Here is a 19,187-nt window from a genome sequence, read left to right on the forward strand (position 1 = left end):
AGGATTTCGAGCTTCCTGGCAGCCAAGCGTTGAACATCTCTAGGCAGCCGTCGAGAGAACCGGCCACCAAAGATTCGCTCTGTTTCCCGACACTTGAAGGACTTGATCACGAGGCGTGATACTAGCGCGTGGCGTTAGTACCGTCAAGCGACAGCAATGTGGGATCGGGAGTTCTAACGACCAAGCTCAGCCGCGCGGCGCAGCCGCGTCGGCCTGAAGCGACGAGTTAGAGCGCTACCGCTCACCTGGAGTTGTTCCGCTCGGTCGCATCTCGAAACCTCTTACAATCACGTAAGCGATCAAAGCAAAGATAAAAAAGATCAGATACATCCATGCGATGCTTTGGAGGGTCTCAATGACCGTCCGGTACAACTCCAGCGTCCAACGCTCGGCGTTAAGCACAAGCAATTGGGCATCTTTGTGGGGCACGCTGATGTAGCGCTCGAGTTGGTGAATTCGCACGCCGCCGGAAATTCCGACGACGAAAGCGGCAAACTTTATGTAGCGACGCCAAGCTTCGCTGATCTCGTCTTGGATGAGTCGGAGCAGGATCGCTGCGATCGGCTTGTCGAAAAGTCTAACGACCCCGAAGGAGACCGCCGTCGCCAATAAGAAAGTCACCAAGAGCAAGGAAAAGAACACTGGTAGGTCCCTCGTTGCGGTCTAACTCAAAGTAGATGTACTAAACGCGGTCGAATATTGCATGAAACCCCCCGGATAGTCTGGGTTGGGTTGGACCAAGCCCCTGTTTAACCTCGGCTTGTTGCTGGATATACCACAGATACCGGGGGTGGGGTTATGCCGAAGACGCGGCTGCTGGACGTGGTGCGGGACCGCATCCGGGTCAAGCACTACAGCTACCGCACGGAGACATCGTACCTGGGCTGGATCCGGCGCTTCATCCGCTTTCATGGCGGCCGGCACCCGCGCGACATGGGTGGGCCGGAGGTCGAGCAGTTCCTTTCTTACCTCGCCACCGAGCGCCAGGTAGCGGCCTCGACCCAGAACCAGGCGCTGTCGGCGATCCTGTTCCTGTACCGCGAAGCGCTCGAGATCGACCTGCCATGGCTCGACGGCGTGGTCTGGGCGAAACGGCCCGCGCGGGTTCCCGTCGTGTTGTCCCGGGACGAAGTGCACCGGGTCCTGGCCCAGCTCGAGGGCACCCACTGGCTGGCGGCGAGCCTGCTCTACGGCGCCGGGCTGCGGGTGTCGGAGTGCCTGCGCCTGCGGGTGAAGGACCTGGATTTCGAGTATCGGCAGGTCACGGTGCGGGACGGCAAGGGCGCCAAGGACCGCTGCACTATGCTGCCGGATGCCGTGCTCGAACCACTCCAGTTCCACCTTGGGCGGGTGCGCTCGCTGTTCGACGCAGATCGGGCGGCCAGCCATCCCGGCGCAGCGTTGCCCCCGGCCCTGGAGCGGCAGTATCCTGCGGCGCCGTTCGAGTGGCCCTGGCAATTCGTCTTACCGGCGCGGAAGTTTTGCCGGAGCCCATACACCGGCCGCATGGTCCGCTTCCGTGTCCTGCCGGACGTGCTGCAACGGGCCGTGAAGCAGGCCGTCCGCGCTGCCGGCATCACGAAGCCCGCGTCGTGCCACACCTTCCGCCATTCCTTCGCCACGCACCTGCTGGAGTCCGGCTACGACATTCGCACGGTGCAGGACCTGCTCGGGCATTCGGACGTGTCGACGACGATGATCTATACGCACGTCATCCAGCGGGGCGGCCGCGGCGTGCGCAGCCCGCTGGATTGAAAGCGCGGCGGCGTCAGTCCCGGTTCTTGATCGGCGCGAGCAGCATGTAGAAGACCCACGCGAACCAGGACACGAAGATCACCGCCAGCACCCACGCGGCCTTCTCGCCCCCCGTGGTCCGGTTGGAGCCGACGATGATGATGATCGGCAGCAGCCAGATGAAGGTAATGAAGGCGAATATGGCCACTATGGCGGCAAATCCAGTTAGCTCCACCGAGCTCTCCTTGATCCTGGCTATGGTATCCAAGAATTGGTGACAGCTTACGAAGGACGACTCTTGTGCGCCAACTTGTGCGCGTGCTGCTCCCAGTTCTGGCCGTCGAACGGCGTGACGTTGACTGACGCAGGCACCGGGTCGAGGCAGTTCACGTTCACGTCGATCCCGTCAGGGTTCGAGCGCGGGGTGTAGAAAGGCTTGATCCCGCATATCCGGCAGAAGGTATGCTTGGCGACGCCCGTGCCGAAGCGATAGGTGGCTAGTGCCTCCTCGCCCGACAGCAGCCTGAACCTGTCCCGAGGCACAATCAGGTGCAGAAACCCTGACTTGGAGCAGATCGAGCAGTTGCACCGATCAGCCTCGATCACCGGCGGTGCCTCGACTTCGAAAGTCACCGCGCGGCAGTGGCAGCTGCCCCGGTAGATCATTGGCCCCTCTGTCGGTTCGAGCATGGCGCGATTCTCCACAATGAAACAGGGGGCTGCCAACCGGCAGCCCCCTGCAGGGATCGGCGAAGTTTGCGCCTGCGGCTACTTCTGCCCGGCGCTCTTCTTGATCTTCTCAAGCAGCGCCAGCTGCGCAGCGGCCTGGGCGAGCTCGGCCTGGGCGATGGCGATGTCCTTGGCGGACTCGCGGTTCTCCAGCAGGTCCTGGGCGCGCTGCCGCGCCTGCTGCACGGCGGCCTCGTCGAGATCGTGGGCACGGGCCGCGGCGTCGGCCAGCACGGTGACCGCCCTGGGCTGAATCTCGATCATGCCGCCGGAGACGTAGAAGAACAGCTCCTGGCCTTCCGGCGTCTGCACGCGCACCCCGCCCGGCCGCAGGCCGGTGAGCAGCGGGGCGTGGTTCGGCGCGATGCCGATGTCGCCGAGCTGCGCCGGGGCGTAGACCATGGCTGCAGTACCGCTGAAGATTTCGCCTTCGGCGCTGACGATGTCGACGTGGATCGTGCTCATCCCTTACTCCGGGCCGGTGGGCGCCGTGTTACTGCAGCTTCTTCGCCTTCTCGACGGCTTCCTCGATGGTGCCGACCATGTAGAAGGCCTGCTCCGGAATCGCGTCGTACTCGCCGTCGACGATGCCGCGGAAGCCCTTGATGGTGTCCTTCAGCGAGACGTACTTGCCGGGCGAGCCGGTGAAGGCCTCGGCGACGAAGAACGGCTGCGACAGGAAGCGCTGCACCTTGCGGGCGCGGGTCACGACCTGCTTGTCGTCTTCCGACAGCTCGTCCATGCCGAGGATGGCGATGATGTCCTGCAGCTCCTTGTAGCGCTGCAGGGTCGCCTGCACCGCGCGGGCACAGTCGTAGTGCTCCTGGCCGATGACATTCGGGTCGAGCAGGCGCGAGGTCGAGTCCAGCGGGTCCACGGCCGGATAGATGCCCAGCTCGGCGATCTGGCGCGACAGCACCAGCGTGGCGTCCAGGTGGGCGAAGGTCGTGGCCGGGGACGGGTCGGTCAAGTCGTCGGCCGGGACGTACACCGCCTGGAAGGAGGTGATCGAGCCGGTCTTGGTGGAGGTGATGCGCTCCTGCAGCTGGCCCATTTCCGCGGCCAGCGTGGGCTGGTAACCCACGGCGGAGGGCATGCGGCCCAGCAGCGCCGACACCTCGGTGCCCGCCAGGGTGTAGCGATAGATGTTGTCGATGAACATCAGCACGTCGCGGCCCTCGTCGCGGAAGTTCTCCGCGATGGTCAGGCCGGTCAGCGCCACGCGCAGGCGGTTGCCCGGCGGCTCGTTCATCTGGCCGTACACCAGCGCCACCTTGTCGAGGACGTTGGAGTCCTTCATCTCGTGGTAGAAGTCGTTGCCCTCGCGGGTGCGCTCGCCGACGCCGGCAAACACGGAGTAGCCGGAGTGCTCGATGGCGATGTTGCGGATCAGCTCCATCAGCGTCACGGTCTTGCCCACGCCGGCGCCGCCGAACAGGCCGATCTTGCCGCCCTTGGCGATCGGCATGATCAGGTCGATGACCTTGATGCCCGTCTCGAGGATCTCGACCGAGGCGGCCTGGTCCTCGTAGGACGGCGGGTCGCGGTGGATCGGCATGTAGGCGTCGGCCTCGACCGGGCCGGCCTCGTCGATCGGCGTGCCGAGCACGTCCATGATGCGGCCCAGCGTGGCCTTGCCCACGGGCACCTTGATCGGCTCGCCGGTGCCCTTCACCGCGAGGCCGCGCTTCAGGCCCTCGGAGGCGCCCATGGCGATGCAGCGCACGATGCCGTCGCCGAGCTGCTGCTGCACCTCGAGCGTGATGTCGTTCTCTTGGATCTTCAGGGCGTCGTAGATCTTGGGCAGGTGCTCACGCGGGAACTCCACGTCCACCACGGCGCCAATGACCTGAACGATGTTGCCAGTGCTCATGGATCAGTTTCCTCTGTCTCGTATCCGCTGGGGCGCCGTCAGACGGCCGCCGCGCCGCCGACGATCTCGGCGAGTTCCTGGGTGATCGCGGCCTGGCGCGCCTTGTTGTAGGCGAGCTGCAGCCCGTCGATCAGTTTGCCGGCATTGTCGGTGGCGCTCTTCATGGCCACCATGCGCGCCGCCATCTCGCAGGCGACGTTCTCCACCGCGCCGCGATAGACCTGCGACTCGATGTAGCGGGTCAGCACCTGCTCGACCAGCTCGCTGGAGCTGGGCTCGTAGATGTAGTCCCAGTGGGTCTGCAATTCCTCGGCGTCCTGCGTCTGCGCCGGGAGCAGGGTCAGCGTGACCGGCTTCTGGCTCATGGTGTTGACGAACTCGTTGTGCACCAGGAACAGCCGGTCCAGCGAGCCCTCGCTGTACTCGTTCAGCATCACCTGGATGGCGCCGATGAGGTCCTGCACGCGCGGGACGTCGCCGAGATCCTGCAGGCTGGCGACGATGTTCACGTCCAGCCGGCGGAAGAACTGCGCCGCCTTGCGCCCGACCAGGCACAGCTCCACCTCGACGCCCTTGTCGCGCCACTCGCGCAGCTCGCGCAGGGTGCGGCGGAACAGGTTGGCGTTGAGGCCGCCGCACAGGCCGCGGTCCGTCGACACGATGATGTAGCCGACCCGCTTGGCCTCGCGCTCCACCATGAAGGGGTGGCGGTAATCCGGGCGCGCCTGCATCAGGTGCCCGATCACCGTGCGGATGCGCTCGGCGTAGGGGCGGGATGCTTCCATCCGGTCCTGCGCCTTGCGCATTTTCGCCGCGGCGACCATCTCCATGGCCTTGGTGATCTTGGCCGTGTTGCGGATGCTCTTGATCTGCGTGCGGATTTCTTTGGCGTTGGCCATGCGGCTCTCCGCTGCCTACCAGGTGCCGGTGGCGACGAAGTCGGCCACGCCCTGCTTCATCTCGCCCGCGATCTCGTCGTTCCAGTCGCCGGTCTCGTTCAGCTTCTTCATCAGCTCCGGGTGCGCCGAGTCCATGTGGCCGTGCAGCGCGTGCTCGAAGTCGCCGATCTTGTCCAGCGGGACCTTGTCGATGAAGCCCTCGTTGACGGCGAACAGCGACACGGCCATCTGCGCCACGGAGAGCGGCGAGTACTGCTTCTGCTTCATCAGCTCGGTGACGCGCTGGCCGCGGTCGAGCTGCTTGCGGGTGGTCTCGTCCAGGTCGGAAGCGAACTGGGCGAAGGCCGCCAGCTCGCGGTACTGGGCCAGCGCCAGGCGGATGCCGCCGCCGAGCTTCTTGATGGCCTTGGTCTGGGCGGCGCCGCCGACGCGCGACACGGACAGGCCGGCGTTGATGGCGGGCCGGATGCCGGCGTTGAACAGGTCTGACTCGAGGTAGATCTGGCCGTCGGTGATGGAAATCACGTTGGTCGGCACGAAGGCGGACACGTCGCCCGCCTGGGTCTCGATGATCGGCAGCGCGGTCAGCGAGCCGGTCTTGCCCTTCACCTTGCCGTCGGTCGCCTGCTCCACGAACTCGGCGTTGACGCGCGCAGCGCGCTCCAGCAGGCGGGAATGCAGGTAAAACACGTCGCCGGGGTAGGCTTCGCGGCCCGGCGGGCGGCGCAGCAGCAGCGACACCTGGCGGTACGCCCAGGCCTGCTTGGTGAGGTCGTCATAGATGATCAGCGCGTCTTCGCCCTTGTCGCGGAAGTACTCGCCCATGGCGCAACCGGCATAGGGGGCGATGTACTGCAGCGCGGCCGAGTCGGCGGCGGGGGCGGCGACGATGATGGTGTGGTCCATCGCGCCGAACTCTTCCAGCTTGCGCACCACGCCGGCGATGGACGACTGCTTCTGGCCGATCGCCACGTAGATGCACTTAACGCCGGTGCCCTTCTGGTTGATGATGGCGTCGATGGCGACGGCGGTCTTGCCGGTCTGGCGGTCGCCGATGATCAGCTCGCGCTGGCCGCGGCCGACCGGGACCATGGCGTCGACCGACTTCAGGCCGGTCTGCACCGGCTGGCTCACCGACTGGCGCCAGATCACGCCCGGCGCCACCTTCTCGATGGCCGAGCTGTGTTCGGTCTTGATCGGGCCCTTGCCGTCGATCGGCTGGCCGAGCGGGTTCACCACGCGGCCCAGCAGGGCCTCGCCCACCGGCACCTCGAGGATACGCCCGGTGGTCTTGACCTCGTCGCCCTCCGAGATGTGCAGGTAGTCGCCCAGCACCACGGCGCCGACCGAGTCCTGCTCCAGGTTCAACGCCAGGCCGAAGGTGTTGCCGGGGAACTCCAGCATTTCGCCGTAGGCCGCGTTGGCCAGGCCGTGGATGCGCACGATGCCGTCCGTCACCGAGACCACGGTGCCGACGTTGCTGGCGACGGTGGTCGATTCGAACTTGAGGATCTTCTCTTTGATCAGATCGCTGATTTCAGATGCCTTGATGGACATTTCCTACAATCCTTTAGTGCGTGACGGCGCCGGCGAGCCTATCCAGGCGGCCGGACAGTGAGCCATCGATGACCAGGTCGCCGGCGCGGATGATCGCGCCGCCGAGCAATTTCGCGTCAGTGTCGCAGTGCAGCCGGACGTCGCGGCCGAGGCGCTTCTTCAGGGACGCCGCGAAGCTCTCCTGCTGGGCCGCGTCGAGCGCCACCGCGGACGTCAGTTGCACGTCCACGACGTTCTCGGCCTCGGCGCGCAGCACCTCGAACTCCGTCGCAATCTCCGGCAGCCAGGCCATGCGGTCGTTCTCGGCCAGCACCTTGATGAAGCTGGCGCCATGGGCGCCGGCGCTGTCGCCGCAGAGCTCGATGAACAGCCCGGCGAGCGCCTCGCGCGTCACCGCCGGGTTGCCGATCAGCGCCTGCACGCGCTCGTCGGCAGCGGCGCTGGCGCCCCGGCCGAGAAACTCGGACCAGCCCGCCAGCGCGCCGGCCTCCCTGGCGATCTCGAACACGGCCCTGGCGTAGGGCCGCGCGACGGTCATCTTCTCTGCCATGGCTGCGACTCTCCCCGGACCGCGCTACAACTGACCGGCGAGGCGGTCGAGCAGGTCGCGATGGGCCGTGGCGTCGATCTCTTTCTCGAGCAGCTGTTTCGCCCCGGTCAGCGCGATCGCCGCGACTTCACCGCGCAGCGCCTCGCGCGCCCGGTTGGTCTCCTGGTCGATCTCGGCGCGGGCCTGGGCCAGCATCCGCTCGCCGGTCGCCTCGGCGTTCGCCTTCGCCTCCTCGACCAGCTCGGCGCCCCGGCGCTCGGCCTGGTCGATGATCTGCGCCGCCTGCTGGCGGGCCTCGCGCAGGCGCTCAGCCACCTGGGCATCGGCCTCCTCGAGCGCTTTCTGGCCGCGTTCCGCGGCCGCCAGGCCCTCGGCGATCCGGGCGCGCCGTTCCTCCAGCGCCTGCATGACCGGCGGCCAGACGAACTTCTTGGTGAACCAGACGAAGACCAGGAAGGTCAGCATCTGGCCGAAGAGTGTCAGGTTAATGCCCACGATTCCGACTCCCGATCAGCTTGGTGTGCCGCCGGGGACGCGATGCGTCCCTCAGCTCCCGAGCGCGGCCAGCAGCGGGTTGGCGAACAGCAGCAGCGCGGCGAACGCGACACCGATGATGGCCAGCGCGTCGAGCAGGCCGGCGACGATGAACATGCGGATCTGCAGCATGTTGGCCATCTCCGGCTGGCGCGCGGCGCCCTCGAGGAACTTGCCGCCGAGCAGGCCGAAACCGATGCCGGTGCCGAGCGCCGCGAAGGCAAAAATGAGGCCCACGGCAAGCGCGGTAAAGGCCTGAACTGATGCAATTGCTTCCATGATCAATCTCCGTAGGAGGCAGGGTCTACAGGGGTGAAAATCAGTGCTTCTCGTAAGCCAGCGCTATGTAAACGATGGTCAGCGTCATGAAGATGAACGCCTGCAGCGGGATCACGAGAATGTGGAAGATCGCCCAGGCGCTGCCGGGAAGCCACTGGATCCAGAAGGGCAGCATGGCGATCAGGATGAAAATGAGCTCGGCCGCGTACAGGTTGCCGAACAATCGCAGCGCGAGAGAGACCGGCTTGGCGATCATCTCCACGGTGTTGAGAATGAGGTTGAAGGGCACCAGCAAGGGGTTCTTGCCGAAGGGGTGGAACAGGAACTCCTTGCCGAAGCCCTCGGCGCCCTTGCCCTTGATGCCGTAGTAGATGATCAGCGCCAGCACCGACAGCGACAGGCTGAAGGTCGCGCTCATGTCGGCCGACGGCACCACCCGCATGTACTCGATCCCGACCATGGCGGCGAGCACGGGGAACAGGTCCACCGGGATCAGGTCCATGAGGTTCCACAGGAACACCCACACGAAGATGGTCAGCGAGAGCGGCGCGAGCAGGTTCTTGGGGCCGTGGAAGGCGTCACCCACCGCCTTGTCGACGAATTCGAGGATCGTCTCGACGAAGTTCTGGAGTTTCCCCGGCACGCCGGCGGTCACCGCGCGGGCTGCCCCGTAGAAGACGCCGAGAAAGATCAGCCCGGTGACCCAGGACCAGAACAGGGTGTCGATGTGGATGGTCCAGAAGCCCTCTCCGACCGAGAGATGCTTGAGGTGATGCGTGACGTATTCTGTCGGAGAACTTGCCATTACCGTCATCCACCAAAGCCCTGTCGGTCACGTCGCGTGAAGACCAGCGCCAGCCAGTTGACGACCAGGGTCGCCGCGAACGTGACCACGAGCGGAACAAACACGTGGCTCAAAAAAATGGCTGCCGCCGAAAACATGGCTACAGCCAGCATTATTTTCATCGCCTCCGCTTTCACGAAGGCCGCGAACATGGCCCGGGGACCCGCTTCAGCCGGAACCGAGAACACCCGCAACGCCATCCAGAGGCTCAGCACGACGCTGATTCCTCCCCCGACGAGGGCCCCGAGCGCGGCGTCTGCGCCGGCGGCGAGCCCGTACAGGGCCGCGGCGAGCAGCGTCACGCCCGATTGTCCGGCGATGATCTTGCCGGGTGCTGAACCGACCCGTAACCGCATGCCGAGAAACCGGGCCCTCAAAGCCTGAGGATTATAGCCAGATTCCGCAGTCGCAGCAAAGCCCGCCGCGGCTTACTTGATGTGGCCCAGGATGCCCTCGAGCTCGTCCAGGGTGTTGTAGCTGACCACCAGCTTGCCCCGGCCGCTGGCGGTGTGCTGGAGCGCCACGCGGGCGCCCAGCTTGTCGGCGAGTTCGCCTTCCAGGCGGCGGATGTCGGGGTCGCGGGACGGCGCCGGCGCCGCCTTTTGCGCCGGCGCCTGCAGGCGCTTCACCAGCCGCTCGGTCTCGCGCACCGACAGCCCTTTCTTCGCCACCTCGCGGGCGGCCGCGACCTGGGCCTTCGGGTCGGCCAGCCCCAGCAGCGCCCGGGCGTGGCCCATTTCCAGCTGGCGGCGCTCGACGAGGGTCTTCACCTCGTCGGCCAGCTCGAGCAGGCGCAGCAGGTTGCTGACCGCGGCCCGCGAGCGGCCGACGGCCTCGGCGGCCTGCTGGTGGGTCATCTCGAATTCTCGGGTCAGCCGGTCCAGGGCGCGGGACTCCTCCAAGGGGTTCAGGTTCTCGCGCTGGATGTTCTCGATCAGCGCCATCGCCACGGCCGCCTCGTCCGGCACCTCGCGCACGATGACGGGGACCTTCTGCAGGCCGGCCAGCTGGGCGGCGCGCCAGCGGCGCTCGCCGGCGATGATCTCGAAGCGGACGCCCTCGGGCGTCTCCCGGATGGGCCGCACGACGATCGGCTGCACCACGCCCTGGGCCTTGATGGAGCTCGCCAGGTCCTCGAGCCCTTCCTGCCGGATGTCCTGGCGCGGCTGGTAGCGCCCGCGCTTCAGGAGCTCGACTGCCAGCTCGCGGTACTGGCCGGTGTCGCGGCTGTCGGCAGCCTCGGCCCGCGCCGTGGTCGAGAGCAGGGCGTCGAGGCCGCGGCCGAGGCGTTTCTTGACGACCATGGGGTGCAGTCTCCGTGTAAGTCCTGTGCTCCGCTATGCGGCGGGAGTGTAACCCAAGGTTCAGCCGGCCGGCGCCGCTGCCGCCGCATCGCGGCGGATCATCTCCCCGGCCAGCGCCAGGTAGGCCAGCGCGCCCCGGCTGGTCTTGTCGTGGAACAGCGCCGGCATGCCGAAACTCGGCGCCTCCGCCAGCCGCACATTGCGCGGGATCACGGTGCGGAACACCTTGTCGCCGAAGTGCAGGATCAGCTGCGAGGAGACCTCGTTGGCGAGGTTGTTGCGCGGGTCGAACATGGTCCGCAGCAGCCCCTCGACCTGCAGCCCGGGGTTCACCGCGTCGCGGATCTGTTCGACGGTGCCCACCAGCGCGGACAGGCCCTCGAGGGCGTAGTACTCGCACTGCATCGGGATCAGGACGCCGGTGGCCGCGGTCAGGGCGTTGACCGTCAGCATGTTGATCGACGGCGGGCAGTCGATCAGCACGTAGTCATAGTCCCCGACGATATCCTTCAGCGCCGTCCGCAGCCGGGTCTCGCGGCCGAACTCGTTGATCAGCCGCACCTCGGCGGTGGTCAGGTCGTCGTTGCCGGGGATCAGGTCGAAGCCGCCCGGGTCCGTCTGGACCACGGCCTCGCGCGCTGGCACCTCGCCCAGCAGCACGTCGCAGGACGATACCTCGAGGCTGCGCTTGTCGATCCCCGAGCCCATGGTGGCATTGCCCTGCGGGTCGAGGTCGACCAGCAGCACCCGGCGCCGGGTGGCCTTCAGCGAGGCGGCCAGGTTGACCGCGGTCGTGGTCTTCCCCACGCCGCCCTTCTGGTTGGCGATGGCCAGGATCTTGGTCGCCGCGGAGCTCGTCACAGGCCGTCTTCCTCGCGGCAGAATTCGAGCAGGTGGCGCTCGGCGCGCAGGCCGGGCACCTTCAGCCGGTGGACCGCCTGCAGCCGCCAGCCCGGCGGCAGGGCGAGCAGCTCGTCTTCGGGGAAGCTGCCCTTCATCACCAGCATCCGGCCGCCCGGCCGCAGCTGCCGGCCGGCGGCGCGGATGAAGTCGGACACCGAGGCGAACGCGCGGCTGACCACCACGCCGAAGCCCGCCGGGTCCTCGTGCTCCTCGACCCGGCTTTTGACCACCTTGACGTTGTCGAGGCCGAGCCGCTCGGCGGCGTACTCCACGAACCGGGTCTTCTTGCCGGAGGCGTCGAGCAGGACGAATTCCTGGTCGGGACTCGCCATGGCCAGCACCAGTCCGGGCAGCCCGGCGCCGGTGCCGACGTCCAGCACGCGCTCGGCGGCGAGGAACGGCAGCAGCACGAGGCTGTCGAGGACGTGCCGCGGCACCATTTCCTCGGGCACGCGAACGCCCGTGAGGTTATAGGCCTGGTTCCACTTCTCCAGCAGGGCGATATAGGCGCACAACGACGACGCCAGGCCGGCAGGCTCGGCCAGGCGCAGGCCGGCCAGGCCGTCCTCGATCAGGTGCTGGATGCGGGATGTGTCCACCGGGGCCCCTGCGGCATGGGCCCGCAAGTATACCGAATGAACGCCTCCCGCCGGGCCTAGATCTCGACCGGCTGGCGCCTCTCGCGCAGGATCGGCCCGGCCCCGCGCGGCCCGGCGCCCTGCGCGCTGCGGCCCGAGTAGGGGCAGACCCCCATGTTCCGGTGCGCCTCGCGCTGGGCGGGCGTCATCGACTCCCACAGGCGACGCATCTCGGCCACGTGGGCCTCCTTCTCCGCCTCGGTCATGCCGCGGTCCGCGGCGTAGACACCGGCCGGCGCCTGGGTCGGGGCCGCCTGCATTTCGGCGGCGAAGTTGCCCCAGGCCGTGGAGCCCAGCCACGCCAGCGCCACCACCGCGGCGCCGGCAACAAAACCCTTCAGCTGCATGCCACTCTCCTCGCGTTTTTCGAGCCTCGCGAGGAAGCCTTCGCCGGCCGGCGCCGGTCGGGTTCACGGCCGGCTGCTCAGTCGGTGACGAGCAGGGCTACGAATTCGTCGACCGGCGTGCCCTCGAGCTTCTGCTGGTCGGCGCACAGTGACTTCAGCGCCTTGAACTGGCGCTCGGCCAGCTTGTCCCCGAGGCTTTGCTCGAACTTGCGCAGCAGCACCGGGATGCCCTCGGCGCGGCGCTTGCGGTGCCCGATGGGGTACTGCACCTCGAACCGGTCGGTGGAACTGCCATCCCTGAAGAAGACCTGCACGGCGTTGCCGATATAGCGCTTGGCCGGATCGTAGTAGTCCCGCGTGAAGCGCTCGTTCTCGCGCACCGTCATCTTCGCCCGCAGCTCGTCCACGCGCGGGTCCCGCGCCACGTCGTCCTCGTAGTCGTTGGCGACCAGGCGCCCGAAGATCAGCGGGATGGCCGTCATGTACTGCAGGCAGTGATCGCGATCGGCCGGGTTGTCCAGCGGGCCGGTCTTGTCGATGATGCGCTGGCCCGGTTCCTGGGTTTCGATCACCACTTCCCTGATGTCGTCCAGTCGCTGGCGCACTTCGGGGTGCAGCGCCATCGCCGCCTCGACCGCGGTCTGGGCATGGAACTCGGCGGGATAGGAGATCTTGAACAGGATGTTCTCCATCACGTAGGTGCCGTAGCCCTGCGGGAAGGCCAGGTCCTTGCCGCCGAACAGCACGTCCTGGAAACCCCAGCGCTCCGCCGTCAGCGCCGAGGGGTAGCCCATCTCGCCGGTGAGCGCGATCAGCGCCTGGCGCACGCCCCGGCTGGCGGCGTCGCCGGCCGCCCAGCTCTTGCGGGAGCCGGTGTTCGGGGCATGGCGGTAGGTGCGCAGGGCGCCGCCGTCGAGCCAGGCGTTGGACACGGCGTTGATGACCTGCTCGCGCGTGCCGCCGAGCATCTTCGTGGCCACCGCGGTGGAAGCGATGCGCACCAGCAGCACGTGGTCGAGGCCGACGCGATTGAAGCTGTTCTCCAGCGCGATCACGCCCTGGATCTCGTGCGCCTTGATCATGGCCTCGAGCACCGCGCGCATCTGCAGCGGCTCCTCGCCCTCGGCGGAGCGCTGGCGCGAGAGGTAGTCCGCGACCGCGAGGATGGCGCCGAGATTGTCGGAGGGGTGGCCCCACTCGGCCGCCAGCCAGGTGTCGTTGAAGTCCAGCCAGCGCACCAGGGTGCCGATGTTGAATGCCGCCTGCACGGGATCCAGCTCCCACGCGGTGCCGGGTACCCGGGCGCCGCCGGGCAGCGTGGCGCCCGGCACCACGGGCCCGAGCAGCTTGGTGCAGGCCGAGTAGTCCAGGGCCTGGAAGCCGCAGGCCAGGGAATCCATCAGGCAGTAGCGGGCCGTCTCCAGGGCCGCGGCGCTGTCGATCGCGTAGCCCTCGACGTAGTTCGCGATGTCGACCAGGGCCCGGTCGGGGTCCGGGCGCCTGGCCGAGCGGCGGTCTTCAGCGGACACGTGACAGGCTCCCTGGGGCCGGGCGGGCGCTCAGTCCCGCGCGGCCATCGGCGTCCAGGACTGCAGGCCGGGACCGACGTAGTCCGCGCCCGGGCGGATCAGCCGGTTGTTGGCGCGCTGCTCCATCACGTGGGCCGACCAGCCGGTGGTCCGCGAGCAGACGAAGATGGGCGTGAACAGGGGCGTCGGGATGCCCATGAAGTGGTAGGCGCTGGCGGAATAGAAGTCGGCGTTGGGGAACAGCTTCTTCTCGTCCCACATCACCTTCTCGATCGCCTCCGACACCGGGTAGATCACGGTATCGCCGCGCTCGTCCGCGAGCTGTTTCGCGAAGGCCTTGATGACCTTGTTGCGCGGGTCGGAGGTGGTATACACGCGGTGGCCGAAGCCCATGATCTTTTCCTTCGCCGCCAGCATGGCGCGCACGCCCTCGTCGGCCGCCGCCGCGCTGTCGAAGCGCTCGATCAGCTCCATCGCCGCCTCGTTGGCGCCGCCGTGCAACGGGCCGCGCAGGGCGCCGATGGCGCCAGTGATGGCGGAGTGGAAGTCCGACAGCGTGGCAGCGATGACGCGCGCGGTGAAAGTCGAGGCGTTGAACTCGTGCTCGGCGTAAAGGATCAGCGAGACGTCCAGCACCCGGCGGTGGAAATCCGACGGCGCCTTGCCGTGCAGCAGGTGCAGGAAGTGCCCAGCGACACTGTCGTCGTCGGTGACGGTGTCGATGCGCACGCCGTCCTGGTGGAAGCGCCACCAGTACAGCAGCATCGAGGGAAAGGCCGCCAGCAGCCGGTCCGCCACCCGCACCTGCGGCTGGTGGTCGTCCTCGGGCTCGAAGTTGCCCAGCAGCGAGCAGCCGCTGCGCAGCACGTCCATCGGATGCGAGTCGCCGGGGATGGTTTCCAGCGCCGCCTTCAGCGCGTCCGGCAGGTCGCGGAGGCCCTTCAGGCGCTCGATGTAGTCCGCGTACTCGGCCTGCGTCGGCAGCTTGCCGTAATGAAGCAGGTAGGCGACTTCCTCGAAGCGAGCATGCTCGGCCAGGTCGTAGATGTCGTAACCGCGGTAGGTCAGGCCGGCGCCTTCCTTGCCCACGGTGCAGATCGCGGTTTCGCCCGCGGAGACGCCCGCGAGGCCGCCTGCTTTCTTGTCCTTGCTCATTCTTTTTCTCCCTGGGTCAGTTGCGTCGCGCCGTCCGCCGCAAACAGCGCGTCGAGCTTGCGCTCGTAGTCGTGGTAGCCGAGCACGTCGTAGAGCTCGGTGCGGGTCTGCATGGCGTCGAGCGACGCCTGCTGGGTGCCGTCGCGGCGCAGCGTCTCGTAGACGGACAGCGCCGCCCTGCTCATGGCGCGGAAGGCCGACAGGGGGTACAGCGCCAGCCGAACGCCGGCGTCCGCCAGCTCCGCCGTCGTGAACAGCGGCGTCTTGCCGAACTCGGTGATGTTGGCCAGCACCGGGACCGGCACCGCAGCGGTGAACTGGCGGTACTCGTCCAGCGTCGTCAGCGCCTCGGCGAAAATCATGTCGGCGCCGGCCTCGACGTAGGCCTGGGCCCGCTCGATGGCCTGCGGCTGGCCTTCCACGGCATGCGCGTCGGTGCGCGCCATGATGACGAAGGCCGGGTCCGTGCGCCCGTCGACCGCGGCGCGGATGCGGTCGCACATCTCGGCGCCGGAGACCAGCGCCTTGCCGGGCCGGTGGCCGCAGCGCTTGGCCGAGACCTGGTCCTCCAGGTGCAGGGCTGCCGCGCCGGCGCGGATCATCTCCTGCACGGTGCGCCCGATATTGAAGGCCGTGCCCCAGCCGGTGTCGGCATCGACCAGCAGCGGCAGGTCGGTGGCGCCGGTGATGCGGCGGATGTCCTCGCAGACGTCGTTGAGGCTGGTGATGCCCAGGTCGGGCAGGCCGAAGGAGGCGTTGGCCACCCCGGCGCCGGAGAGGTAGATCGCCCGGAAGCCGGCGCGTTCCGCCAGCAGCGCGGTATAGGCATTGATGGTGCCGACGACCTGCAGCGGGCGTTGGGTCTCGAGGGCGGCGCGAAAGCGTCCGCCGGCGGACTGGGTCTCAGGCATGCGTCCCTCCCATGGGGCAGTGCACCATTCTAGCAAGGCTGGCGAGGTGGGGACTGTCCCGGGGACAGTCCCCAGGATCTCCCTAGCGCAGGTCGACCAGCGTGCGGCCGCGCACCGAGCCGTCGATATATGCGTCGAACGCGCTGCCAAGATCGTTCAGTGAGACGACATTATCGGCGATCGTGTCCAGATGCCGCGGCTTCAGGTCGGTCGCCAGCCGGTTCCAGACCGCCAGCCGCAGCGGCCGCGGCGTGGCCACCGAGTTCACGCCGAGCAGGTTGACCCCCCGCAGGATGAAGGGCATCACGGTGGTGTGGAACTCGTGGCTCTGGGCCAGCCCGATCGAGGCGATCGATCCCCACCAGTCCATGGTGCGGGTCAGCCAGGCCAGGGTCTCGCCGCCGAGATTGTCTACCGCCCCGGCCCACAGGCCCTTTTCCAGCGGCCGCGTGCCCATCTCGAACTCGCCGCGTACCAGGATCTCGGCCGCGCCCAGCTGGCGCAGGTAGTCCGCCGCCTCGGCCTTGCCGGTCAGGGCGGTGACCGCGTAGCCTCGGCCCGCCAGCATGTCGACCGCCAGGCTGCCGACGCCGCCGGTCGCGCCGGTGACGATCACCGGGCCTCGATCCGGCGCCAGGCCGTTGTGCTCCAGGCGGTGCACCGCAAGGCCGGCGGTGAAACCGGCCGTGCCCAGCTGCATCACCGCCCGCGGGTCCAGCCCGGCCGGCACCGGCACCACCCAGTCGCCGCTGACCCGCGCGTACTCGGCATAGCCGCCGTCGTGCTCCTCGCCCAGCCCGCAGCCGGTGACCAGCACCGGGTCGCCGGGCCGGTAGCGGTCGTCCTCGGAGCTCACCACCTCGCCGGCCACGTCGATACCGCCGACCAGCGGGAAGCGCTTGAGGATCCGGCCCTTGCCGGTGGCCGCCAGGGCGTCCTTGTAGTTGATGCTGGACCAGTGTCCGCGGATGACCACCTCGCCCGGGCCGAGGTCGTCGAGCGACAGCTGCTCGAGGCGCGCCTCCACGCCCTTGCCGGCCTGGTGAATGCGGAAGGCCTTGAACGTGCTCACACGCCACCTCCGTGCTTGAGCCAGTGGGCCAGCCCCTGGGCGTTCAGCGCCAGGTCCATCCGCAGCACCTCCTCGCGGAACTCTGGGTCGGGATCGACGCCGTGCTCGTCGAGGCGCTCGAAGGTCCAGTCGCGCAGCGCGGCATGGATGGACGCTTCCGGGTCGGGGTCGTTGGCGCGGTCCCGGGCGAGGTCCACGTAGGCGTTCAAATCGCGATGCAGCTGGGGCGCCAGCGCCGCCGGGCTCTCGACGCAGCTGAAGTGCGTGAGAAAGACCCGCTCCGGCTTGTAGGACAGGATCCGGTGGATCGTGTTGTGCGCCGCTTCCGGGTCGAACTGCACCGGGGTGGTGGTGGGGAAGATGAACGGGCCGGCGTCGCTGTCCAGCTCGCGGTAGGAGATGCCGAAGCAGTCGCCGGTGAAGACGCCGGCGGACGCCCGGTCGACGATGCAGTAGTGGTGGCGGGCGTGGCCTTCGGTGTGGATGAACTCCAGCTCGCGATCACCCAGCATCAAGCGCTCGCCGTCCTCGACGACGCGAATCCGCTCCTCCGGGATGGGCCGGATGTCCCCGTAGAGCCGGCGGAAAGCCTCCTCGCCGTAAACCGCGATGGAACCGGCGATCAGCTTCGCGGGGTCCGCCATGTGCCGGGCGCCGCGGGGATGCAGCACCGCCGCGGCGTTCGGCAGCGCCGCCATCAGTTCGCCCGCCCCGCCGGCATGATCGAGGTGCACATGCGTCACCCACACCCAGTCGACCTGCTCGGGCGCGAGCCCCTTGGCAGCCAGCGCTGCCAGCAGCAACGGCACCGAATGGGTGGTGCCGGTGTCGACGAAAGCCGCGCGGTCGCCCTGCACCACCAGGTGGCTGGCGTCGAGGCCGGGGCGGACGTATTCCGTGTCGATGGCCGTGATGCCGGCAGCGAAATCGATCATGTTCGGCTGGTGCACTTGCTCCCCTCCCTGCGACTGGCCCCCCGGCGGAATCATGATTGTCTCGCCTCTCGCCGTCGCGAGCAAAGGCGCCATGGCCGCCGGCGGGCGGGCGGAAAGCGGCCGGGCCGGCCGGCCCGCGGGATCAGGGCTTGGGCGTCTTCAGCCCCGGCAGCTGCGAGTAGTAGGCCGCCAGGTCCGCGATGTCGTCGTCGGACAGGTTGGCCGCCATCGGCGCCATCTGGGCGTTGTTGCGCTCGCCGCTGCGGTACTGCTTCAGCGTCAGAATCAGGTAGTCCGCGTGCTGGCCGGCGATCACCGGGAAAGTCGGCGCGATGCCCTTGCCGTCCGCGCCGTGGCAGGCGACGCAGGTCGCCGACTTGGCCTTGCCCAGTTCCGGGTTGCCCGAGGCGGCCGCGGGGCCGGCGGCGAGCAGCCCGGCGCACAGCAGGACGATGGTCGAAGTCTTGTGCAGCATGCTCACTCCCCCTGCGCCTCGAACCACTCGGCGATGGCCTGGATCTGTTCCTCGGTCAGCGTCACGGCGTTGGCGTGCATGGTGGAGTGCGGCCGCTCGCCGTTGGCGTAAGCCCGCAACGCGTCGACGATGTACTGCGCGTGCTGGCCGCCCAGCTTCGGCACGTGGTACGTGGGATAGGCGTTCTTGTAGCCCGGGATGCCATGGCAACCGAGGCAGGTCTCGACGGCTGGCGGTCGCTCCGCGGCCAGCGTGGAGCCGGCGGCCAGCAGGGCCCCCAGGGCCAGTCCGATCGTTACGGCGCGCAGTCGCATCGACAAGCATCCTCCAGGTAACCGCGGTAGCGGCGAATCGCGGCGGTATGGTAATCAGGGAACATCGAAAAAGCCAATGAAACGATGACCAAGGAGCTCGATATGCTGCGTCTCACGACCTTGTTGTTACTTGCCTGCCTGCTGGCAATAGCGGCGCCCGCCGCAGCCGACGACGATCCGGTGGTGTCCGCGACCGGCCACGGCCAGGCCGAAGTTGCGCCCGACATCGCCATTCTCCGCTTCGGCATCACGGCCCACCAGCCGACCGTGGCGGCGGCCCGGGACGAGGTGGCGGCGGGGGTGGCGCGGCTGATCGAGCTGGCCCAGGGCTTCGGCCTCGCCGACGATCACATCGCCACGGCGGCGCTCAACGTCCGGCCGGACACGCAGTGGAACCCCGAGACCCGCAAGCAGGAACGCCTCGGCTTCGTGGTCAGCCGCCAGGTGACGCTGAAGCTCACGGAGATCGCGCGGCTCGGGGAGCTGACCGAGCAGGCGCTCGGCCTGGGCGTGACAGAAGCCTCGCCGGCAGCCTTCGACACCACGCGCCGGGACGCGCTCCAGGCCGAGGCGCTGGCGGCGGCCGCGCGGGACGCCCGCGCCCG

Annotated in this window: 25 protein-coding genes; 2 read left to right on the forward strand and 23 right to left on the reverse strand. The window is 68.0% G+C overall.

Features of this window, described 5'->3' with window-relative positions:
• Nucleotides 1-234 precede the first annotated feature (234 nt).
• Nucleotides 235-642 (reverse strand): hypothetical protein, encoded by a 408-nt coding sequence (locus G6N75_RS03070; protein ID WP_165283050.1) that lies wholly within the window; start codon nucleotides 640-642, stop codon nucleotides 235-237.
• Between the two features lie 156 nt (nucleotides 643-798).
• On the opposite strand from G6N75_RS03070, the gene G6N75_RS03075 reads away from it, so the two are divergent.
• Nucleotides 799-1,755, forward strand: coding sequence for an integron integrase (locus G6N75_RS03075; protein WP_165346600.1), 957 nt, complete (start codon nucleotides 799-801; stop codon nucleotides 1,753-1,755).
• 13 nt (nucleotides 1,756-1,768) lie between these two features.
• Here the strand turns inward: G6N75_RS03075 and G6N75_RS03080 are convergent, their stop codons facing one another.
• The 22 genes from G6N75_RS03080 to G6N75_RS03185 form a co-directional block, all read right to left on the reverse strand.
• Nucleotides 1,769-1,942: a hypothetical protein gene (locus G6N75_RS03080; protein ID WP_165346599.1), complete on the reverse strand. Its 174-nt coding sequence runs from the start codon at nucleotides 1,940-1,942 to the stop codon at nucleotides 1,769-1,771.
• A 74-nt stretch (nucleotides 1,943-2,016) separates the two neighbouring features.
• Nucleotides 2,017-2,424: a GFA family protein gene (locus G6N75_RS03085; RefSeq protein WP_206202893.1), complete on the reverse strand. Its 408-nt coding sequence runs from the start codon at nucleotides 2,422-2,424 to the stop codon at nucleotides 2,017-2,019.
• Nucleotides 2,425-2,502: 78 nt separating this feature from the next.
• Nucleotides 2,503-2,928, reverse strand: coding sequence for a F0F1 ATP synthase subunit epsilon (locus G6N75_RS03090; RefSeq protein WP_165346601.1), 426 nt, complete (start codon nucleotides 2,926-2,928; stop codon nucleotides 2,503-2,505).
• Nucleotides 2,929-2,956: 28 nt separating this feature from the next.
• On the reverse strand, nucleotides 2,957-4,336 hold the full coding sequence (atpD, locus tag G6N75_RS03095; RefSeq protein WP_165346602.1) for a F0F1 ATP synthase subunit beta: 1,380 nt from the start codon (nucleotides 4,334-4,336) through the stop codon (nucleotides 2,957-2,959).
• Nucleotides 4,337-4,374: 38 nt separating this feature from the next.
• On the reverse strand, nucleotides 4,375-5,235 hold the full coding sequence (gene atpG, locus G6N75_RS03100) for a F0F1 ATP synthase subunit gamma (protein WP_165346603.1): 861 nt from the start codon (nucleotides 5,233-5,235) through the stop codon (nucleotides 4,375-4,377).
• A gap of 15 nt (nucleotides 5,236-5,250) precedes the next feature.
• Nucleotides 5,251-6,792, reverse strand: coding sequence for a F0F1 ATP synthase subunit alpha (gene atpA, locus G6N75_RS03105; RefSeq protein ID WP_165346604.1), 1,542 nt, complete (start codon nucleotides 6,790-6,792; stop codon nucleotides 5,251-5,253).
• 13 nt (nucleotides 6,793-6,805) lie between these two features.
• Nucleotides 6,806-7,342: a F0F1 ATP synthase subunit delta gene (locus G6N75_RS03110; RefSeq protein WP_165346605.1), complete on the reverse strand. Its 537-nt coding sequence runs from the start codon at nucleotides 7,340-7,342 to the stop codon at nucleotides 6,806-6,808.
• 24 nt (nucleotides 7,343-7,366) lie between these two features.
• Nucleotides 7,367-7,837 (reverse strand): F0F1 ATP synthase subunit B, encoded by a 471-nt coding sequence (locus G6N75_RS03115; RefSeq protein WP_165346606.1) that lies wholly within the window; start codon nucleotides 7,835-7,837, stop codon nucleotides 7,367-7,369.
• A gap of 51 nt (nucleotides 7,838-7,888) precedes the next feature.
• The gene (gene atpE, locus G6N75_RS03120; protein WP_165346607.1) at nucleotides 7,889-8,155 is read right to left on the reverse strand and encodes a F0F1 ATP synthase subunit C; all 267 of its coding nucleotides are present in this window, start codon (nucleotides 8,153-8,155) and stop codon (nucleotides 7,889-7,891) included.
• Nucleotides 8,156-8,195: 40 nt separating this feature from the next.
• Entirely contained in the window at nucleotides 8,196-8,960 is a 765-nt protein-coding gene (gene atpB, locus G6N75_RS03125; protein WP_165346608.1) for a F0F1 ATP synthase subunit A, read from the reverse strand.
• Nucleotides 8,961-8,965: 5 nt separating this feature from the next.
• Nucleotides 8,966-9,355, reverse strand: coding sequence for an ATP synthase subunit I (locus G6N75_RS03130; RefSeq protein WP_165346609.1), 390 nt, complete (start codon nucleotides 9,353-9,355; stop codon nucleotides 8,966-8,968).
• A gap of 72 nt (nucleotides 9,356-9,427) precedes the next feature.
• The gene (locus G6N75_RS03135; RefSeq protein ID WP_165346610.1) at nucleotides 9,428-10,303 is read right to left on the reverse strand and encodes a ParB/RepB/Spo0J family partition protein; all 876 of its coding nucleotides are present in this window, start codon (nucleotides 10,301-10,303) and stop codon (nucleotides 9,428-9,430) included.
• A gap of 60 nt (nucleotides 10,304-10,363) precedes the next feature.
• Entirely contained in the window at nucleotides 10,364-11,164 is an 801-nt protein-coding gene (locus tag G6N75_RS03140; protein WP_165346611.1) for a ParA family protein, read from the reverse strand.
• Nucleotides 11,161-11,805: a 16S rRNA (guanine(527)-N(7))-methyltransferase RsmG gene (rsmG, locus tag G6N75_RS03145; RefSeq protein ID WP_346765479.1), complete on the reverse strand. Its 645-nt coding sequence runs from the start codon at nucleotides 11,803-11,805 to the stop codon at nucleotides 11,161-11,163. The genes G6N75_RS03140 and rsmG overlap by 4 nt, the downstream gene beginning before the upstream one ends.
• Nucleotides 11,806-11,861: 56 nt before the next feature.
• Entirely contained in the window at nucleotides 11,862-12,191 is a 330-nt protein-coding gene (locus G6N75_RS03150; RefSeq protein WP_165346612.1) for a hypothetical protein, read from the reverse strand.
• A gap of 77 nt (nucleotides 12,192-12,268) precedes the next feature.
• A complete protein-coding gene (locus G6N75_RS03155) occupies nucleotides 12,269-13,720 on the reverse strand; it encodes a bifunctional 2-methylcitrate dehydratase/aconitate hydratase (protein WP_165346613.1) in 1,452 nt (483 codons plus the stop codon).
• A gap of 30 nt (nucleotides 13,721-13,750) precedes the next feature.
• Nucleotides 13,751-14,875 (reverse strand): 2-methylcitrate synthase, encoded by a 1,125-nt coding sequence (prpC, locus tag G6N75_RS03160; RefSeq protein ID WP_165346614.1) that lies wholly within the window; start codon nucleotides 14,873-14,875, stop codon nucleotides 13,751-13,753.
• On the reverse strand, nucleotides 14,872-15,786 hold the full coding sequence (gene prpB, locus G6N75_RS03165; RefSeq protein ID WP_165346615.1) for a methylisocitrate lyase: 915 nt from the start codon (nucleotides 15,784-15,786) through the stop codon (nucleotides 14,872-14,874). Before prpB ends, prpC begins: the two co-directional genes overlap by 4 nt.
• A gap of 82 nt (nucleotides 15,787-15,868) precedes the next feature.
• A complete protein-coding gene (locus G6N75_RS03170) occupies nucleotides 15,869-16,858 on the reverse strand; it encodes an oxidoreductase (protein WP_165346616.1) in 990 nt (329 codons plus the stop codon).
• Entirely contained in the window at nucleotides 16,855-17,808 is a 954-nt protein-coding gene (locus G6N75_RS03175; RefSeq protein WP_346765480.1) for an MBL fold metallo-hydrolase, read from the reverse strand. The genes G6N75_RS03170 and G6N75_RS03175 overlap by 4 nt, the downstream gene beginning before the upstream one ends.
• A gap of 127 nt (nucleotides 17,809-17,935) precedes the next feature.
• Entirely contained in the window at nucleotides 17,936-18,268 is a 333-nt protein-coding gene (locus G6N75_RS03180) for a cytochrome c (RefSeq protein WP_165346618.1), read from the reverse strand.
• Between the two features lie 2 nt (nucleotides 18,269-18,270).
• Entirely contained in the window at nucleotides 18,271-18,582 is a 312-nt protein-coding gene (locus tag G6N75_RS03185; protein ID WP_165346619.1) for a c-type cytochrome, read from the reverse strand.
• Nucleotides 18,583-18,684: 102 nt separating this feature from the next.
• Here G6N75_RS03185 and G6N75_RS03190 point away from each other — a divergent pair.
• Nucleotides 18,685-19,187: SIMPL domain-containing protein (locus tag G6N75_RS03190; RefSeq protein ID WP_165346620.1), on the forward strand; the 503-nt coding region annotated here is incomplete at its 3' end.

The sequence above is a fragment of the Thioalkalivibrio sp. XN8 genome (genome assembly GCF_011058255.1).
GTDB lineage: Bacteria > Pseudomonadota > Gammaproteobacteria > Steroidobacterales > XN24 > XN24.

Coding starts and splice junctions, on each gene's coding strand:
- prpB (WP_165346615.1), bottom strand. CDS start 15,786: ATGCCTGAGACCCAGTCCGCCGGCGGACGCTTTCGCGCCGCCCTCGAG.
- atpB (WP_165346608.1), bottom strand. CDS start 8,960: ATGGCAAGTTCTCCGACAGAATACGTCACGCATCACCTCAAGCATCTC.
- G6N75_RS03075 (WP_165346600.1), top strand. CDS start 799: ATGCCGAAGACGCGGCTGCTGGACGTGGTGCGGGACCGCATCCGGGTC.
- G6N75_RS03110 (WP_165346605.1), bottom strand. CDS start 7,342: ATGGCAGAGAAGATGACCGTCGCGCGGCCCTACGCCAGGGCCGTGTTC.
- G6N75_RS03085 (WP_206202893.1), bottom strand. CDS start 2,424: ATGCTCGAACCGACAGAGGGGCCAATGATCTACCGGGGCAGCTGCCAC.
- G6N75_RS03180 (WP_165346618.1), bottom strand. CDS start 18,268: ATGCTGCACAAGACTTCGACCATCGTCCTGCTGTGCGCCGGGCTGCTC.
- G6N75_RS03135 (WP_165346610.1), bottom strand. CDS start 10,303: ATGGTCGTCAAGAAACGCCTCGGCCGCGGCCTCGACGCCCTGCTCTCG.
- atpG (WP_165346603.1), bottom strand. CDS start 5,235: ATGGCCAACGCCAAAGAAATCCGCACGCAGATCAAGAGCATCCGCAAC.
- G6N75_RS03130 (WP_165346609.1), bottom strand. CDS start 9,355: ATGCGGTTACGGGTCGGTTCAGCACCCGGCAAGATCATCGCCGGACAA.
- G6N75_RS03185 (WP_165346619.1), bottom strand. CDS start 18,582: ATGCGACTGCGCGCCGTAACGATCGGACTGGCCCTGGGGGCCCTGCTG.
- prpC (WP_165346614.1), bottom strand. CDS start 14,875: ATGAGCAAGGACAAGAAAGCAGGCGGCCTCGCGGGCGTCTCCGCGGGC.
- atpE (WP_165346607.1), bottom strand. CDS start 8,155: ATGGAAGCAATTGCATCAGTTCAGGCCTTTACCGCGCTTGCCGTGGGC.
- atpD (WP_165346602.1), bottom strand. CDS start 4,336: ATGAGCACTGGCAACATCGTTCAGGTCATTGGCGCCGTGGTGGACGTG.
- atpA (WP_165346604.1), bottom strand. CDS start 6,792: ATGTCCATCAAGGCATCTGAAATCAGCGATCTGATCAAAGAGAAGATC.
- G6N75_RS03090 (WP_165346601.1), bottom strand. CDS start 2,928: ATGAGCACGATCCACGTCGACATCGTCAGCGCCGAAGGCGAAATCTTC.
- G6N75_RS03150 (WP_165346612.1), bottom strand. CDS start 12,191: ATGCAGCTGAAGGGTTTTGTTGCCGGCGCCGCGGTGGTGGCGCTGGCG.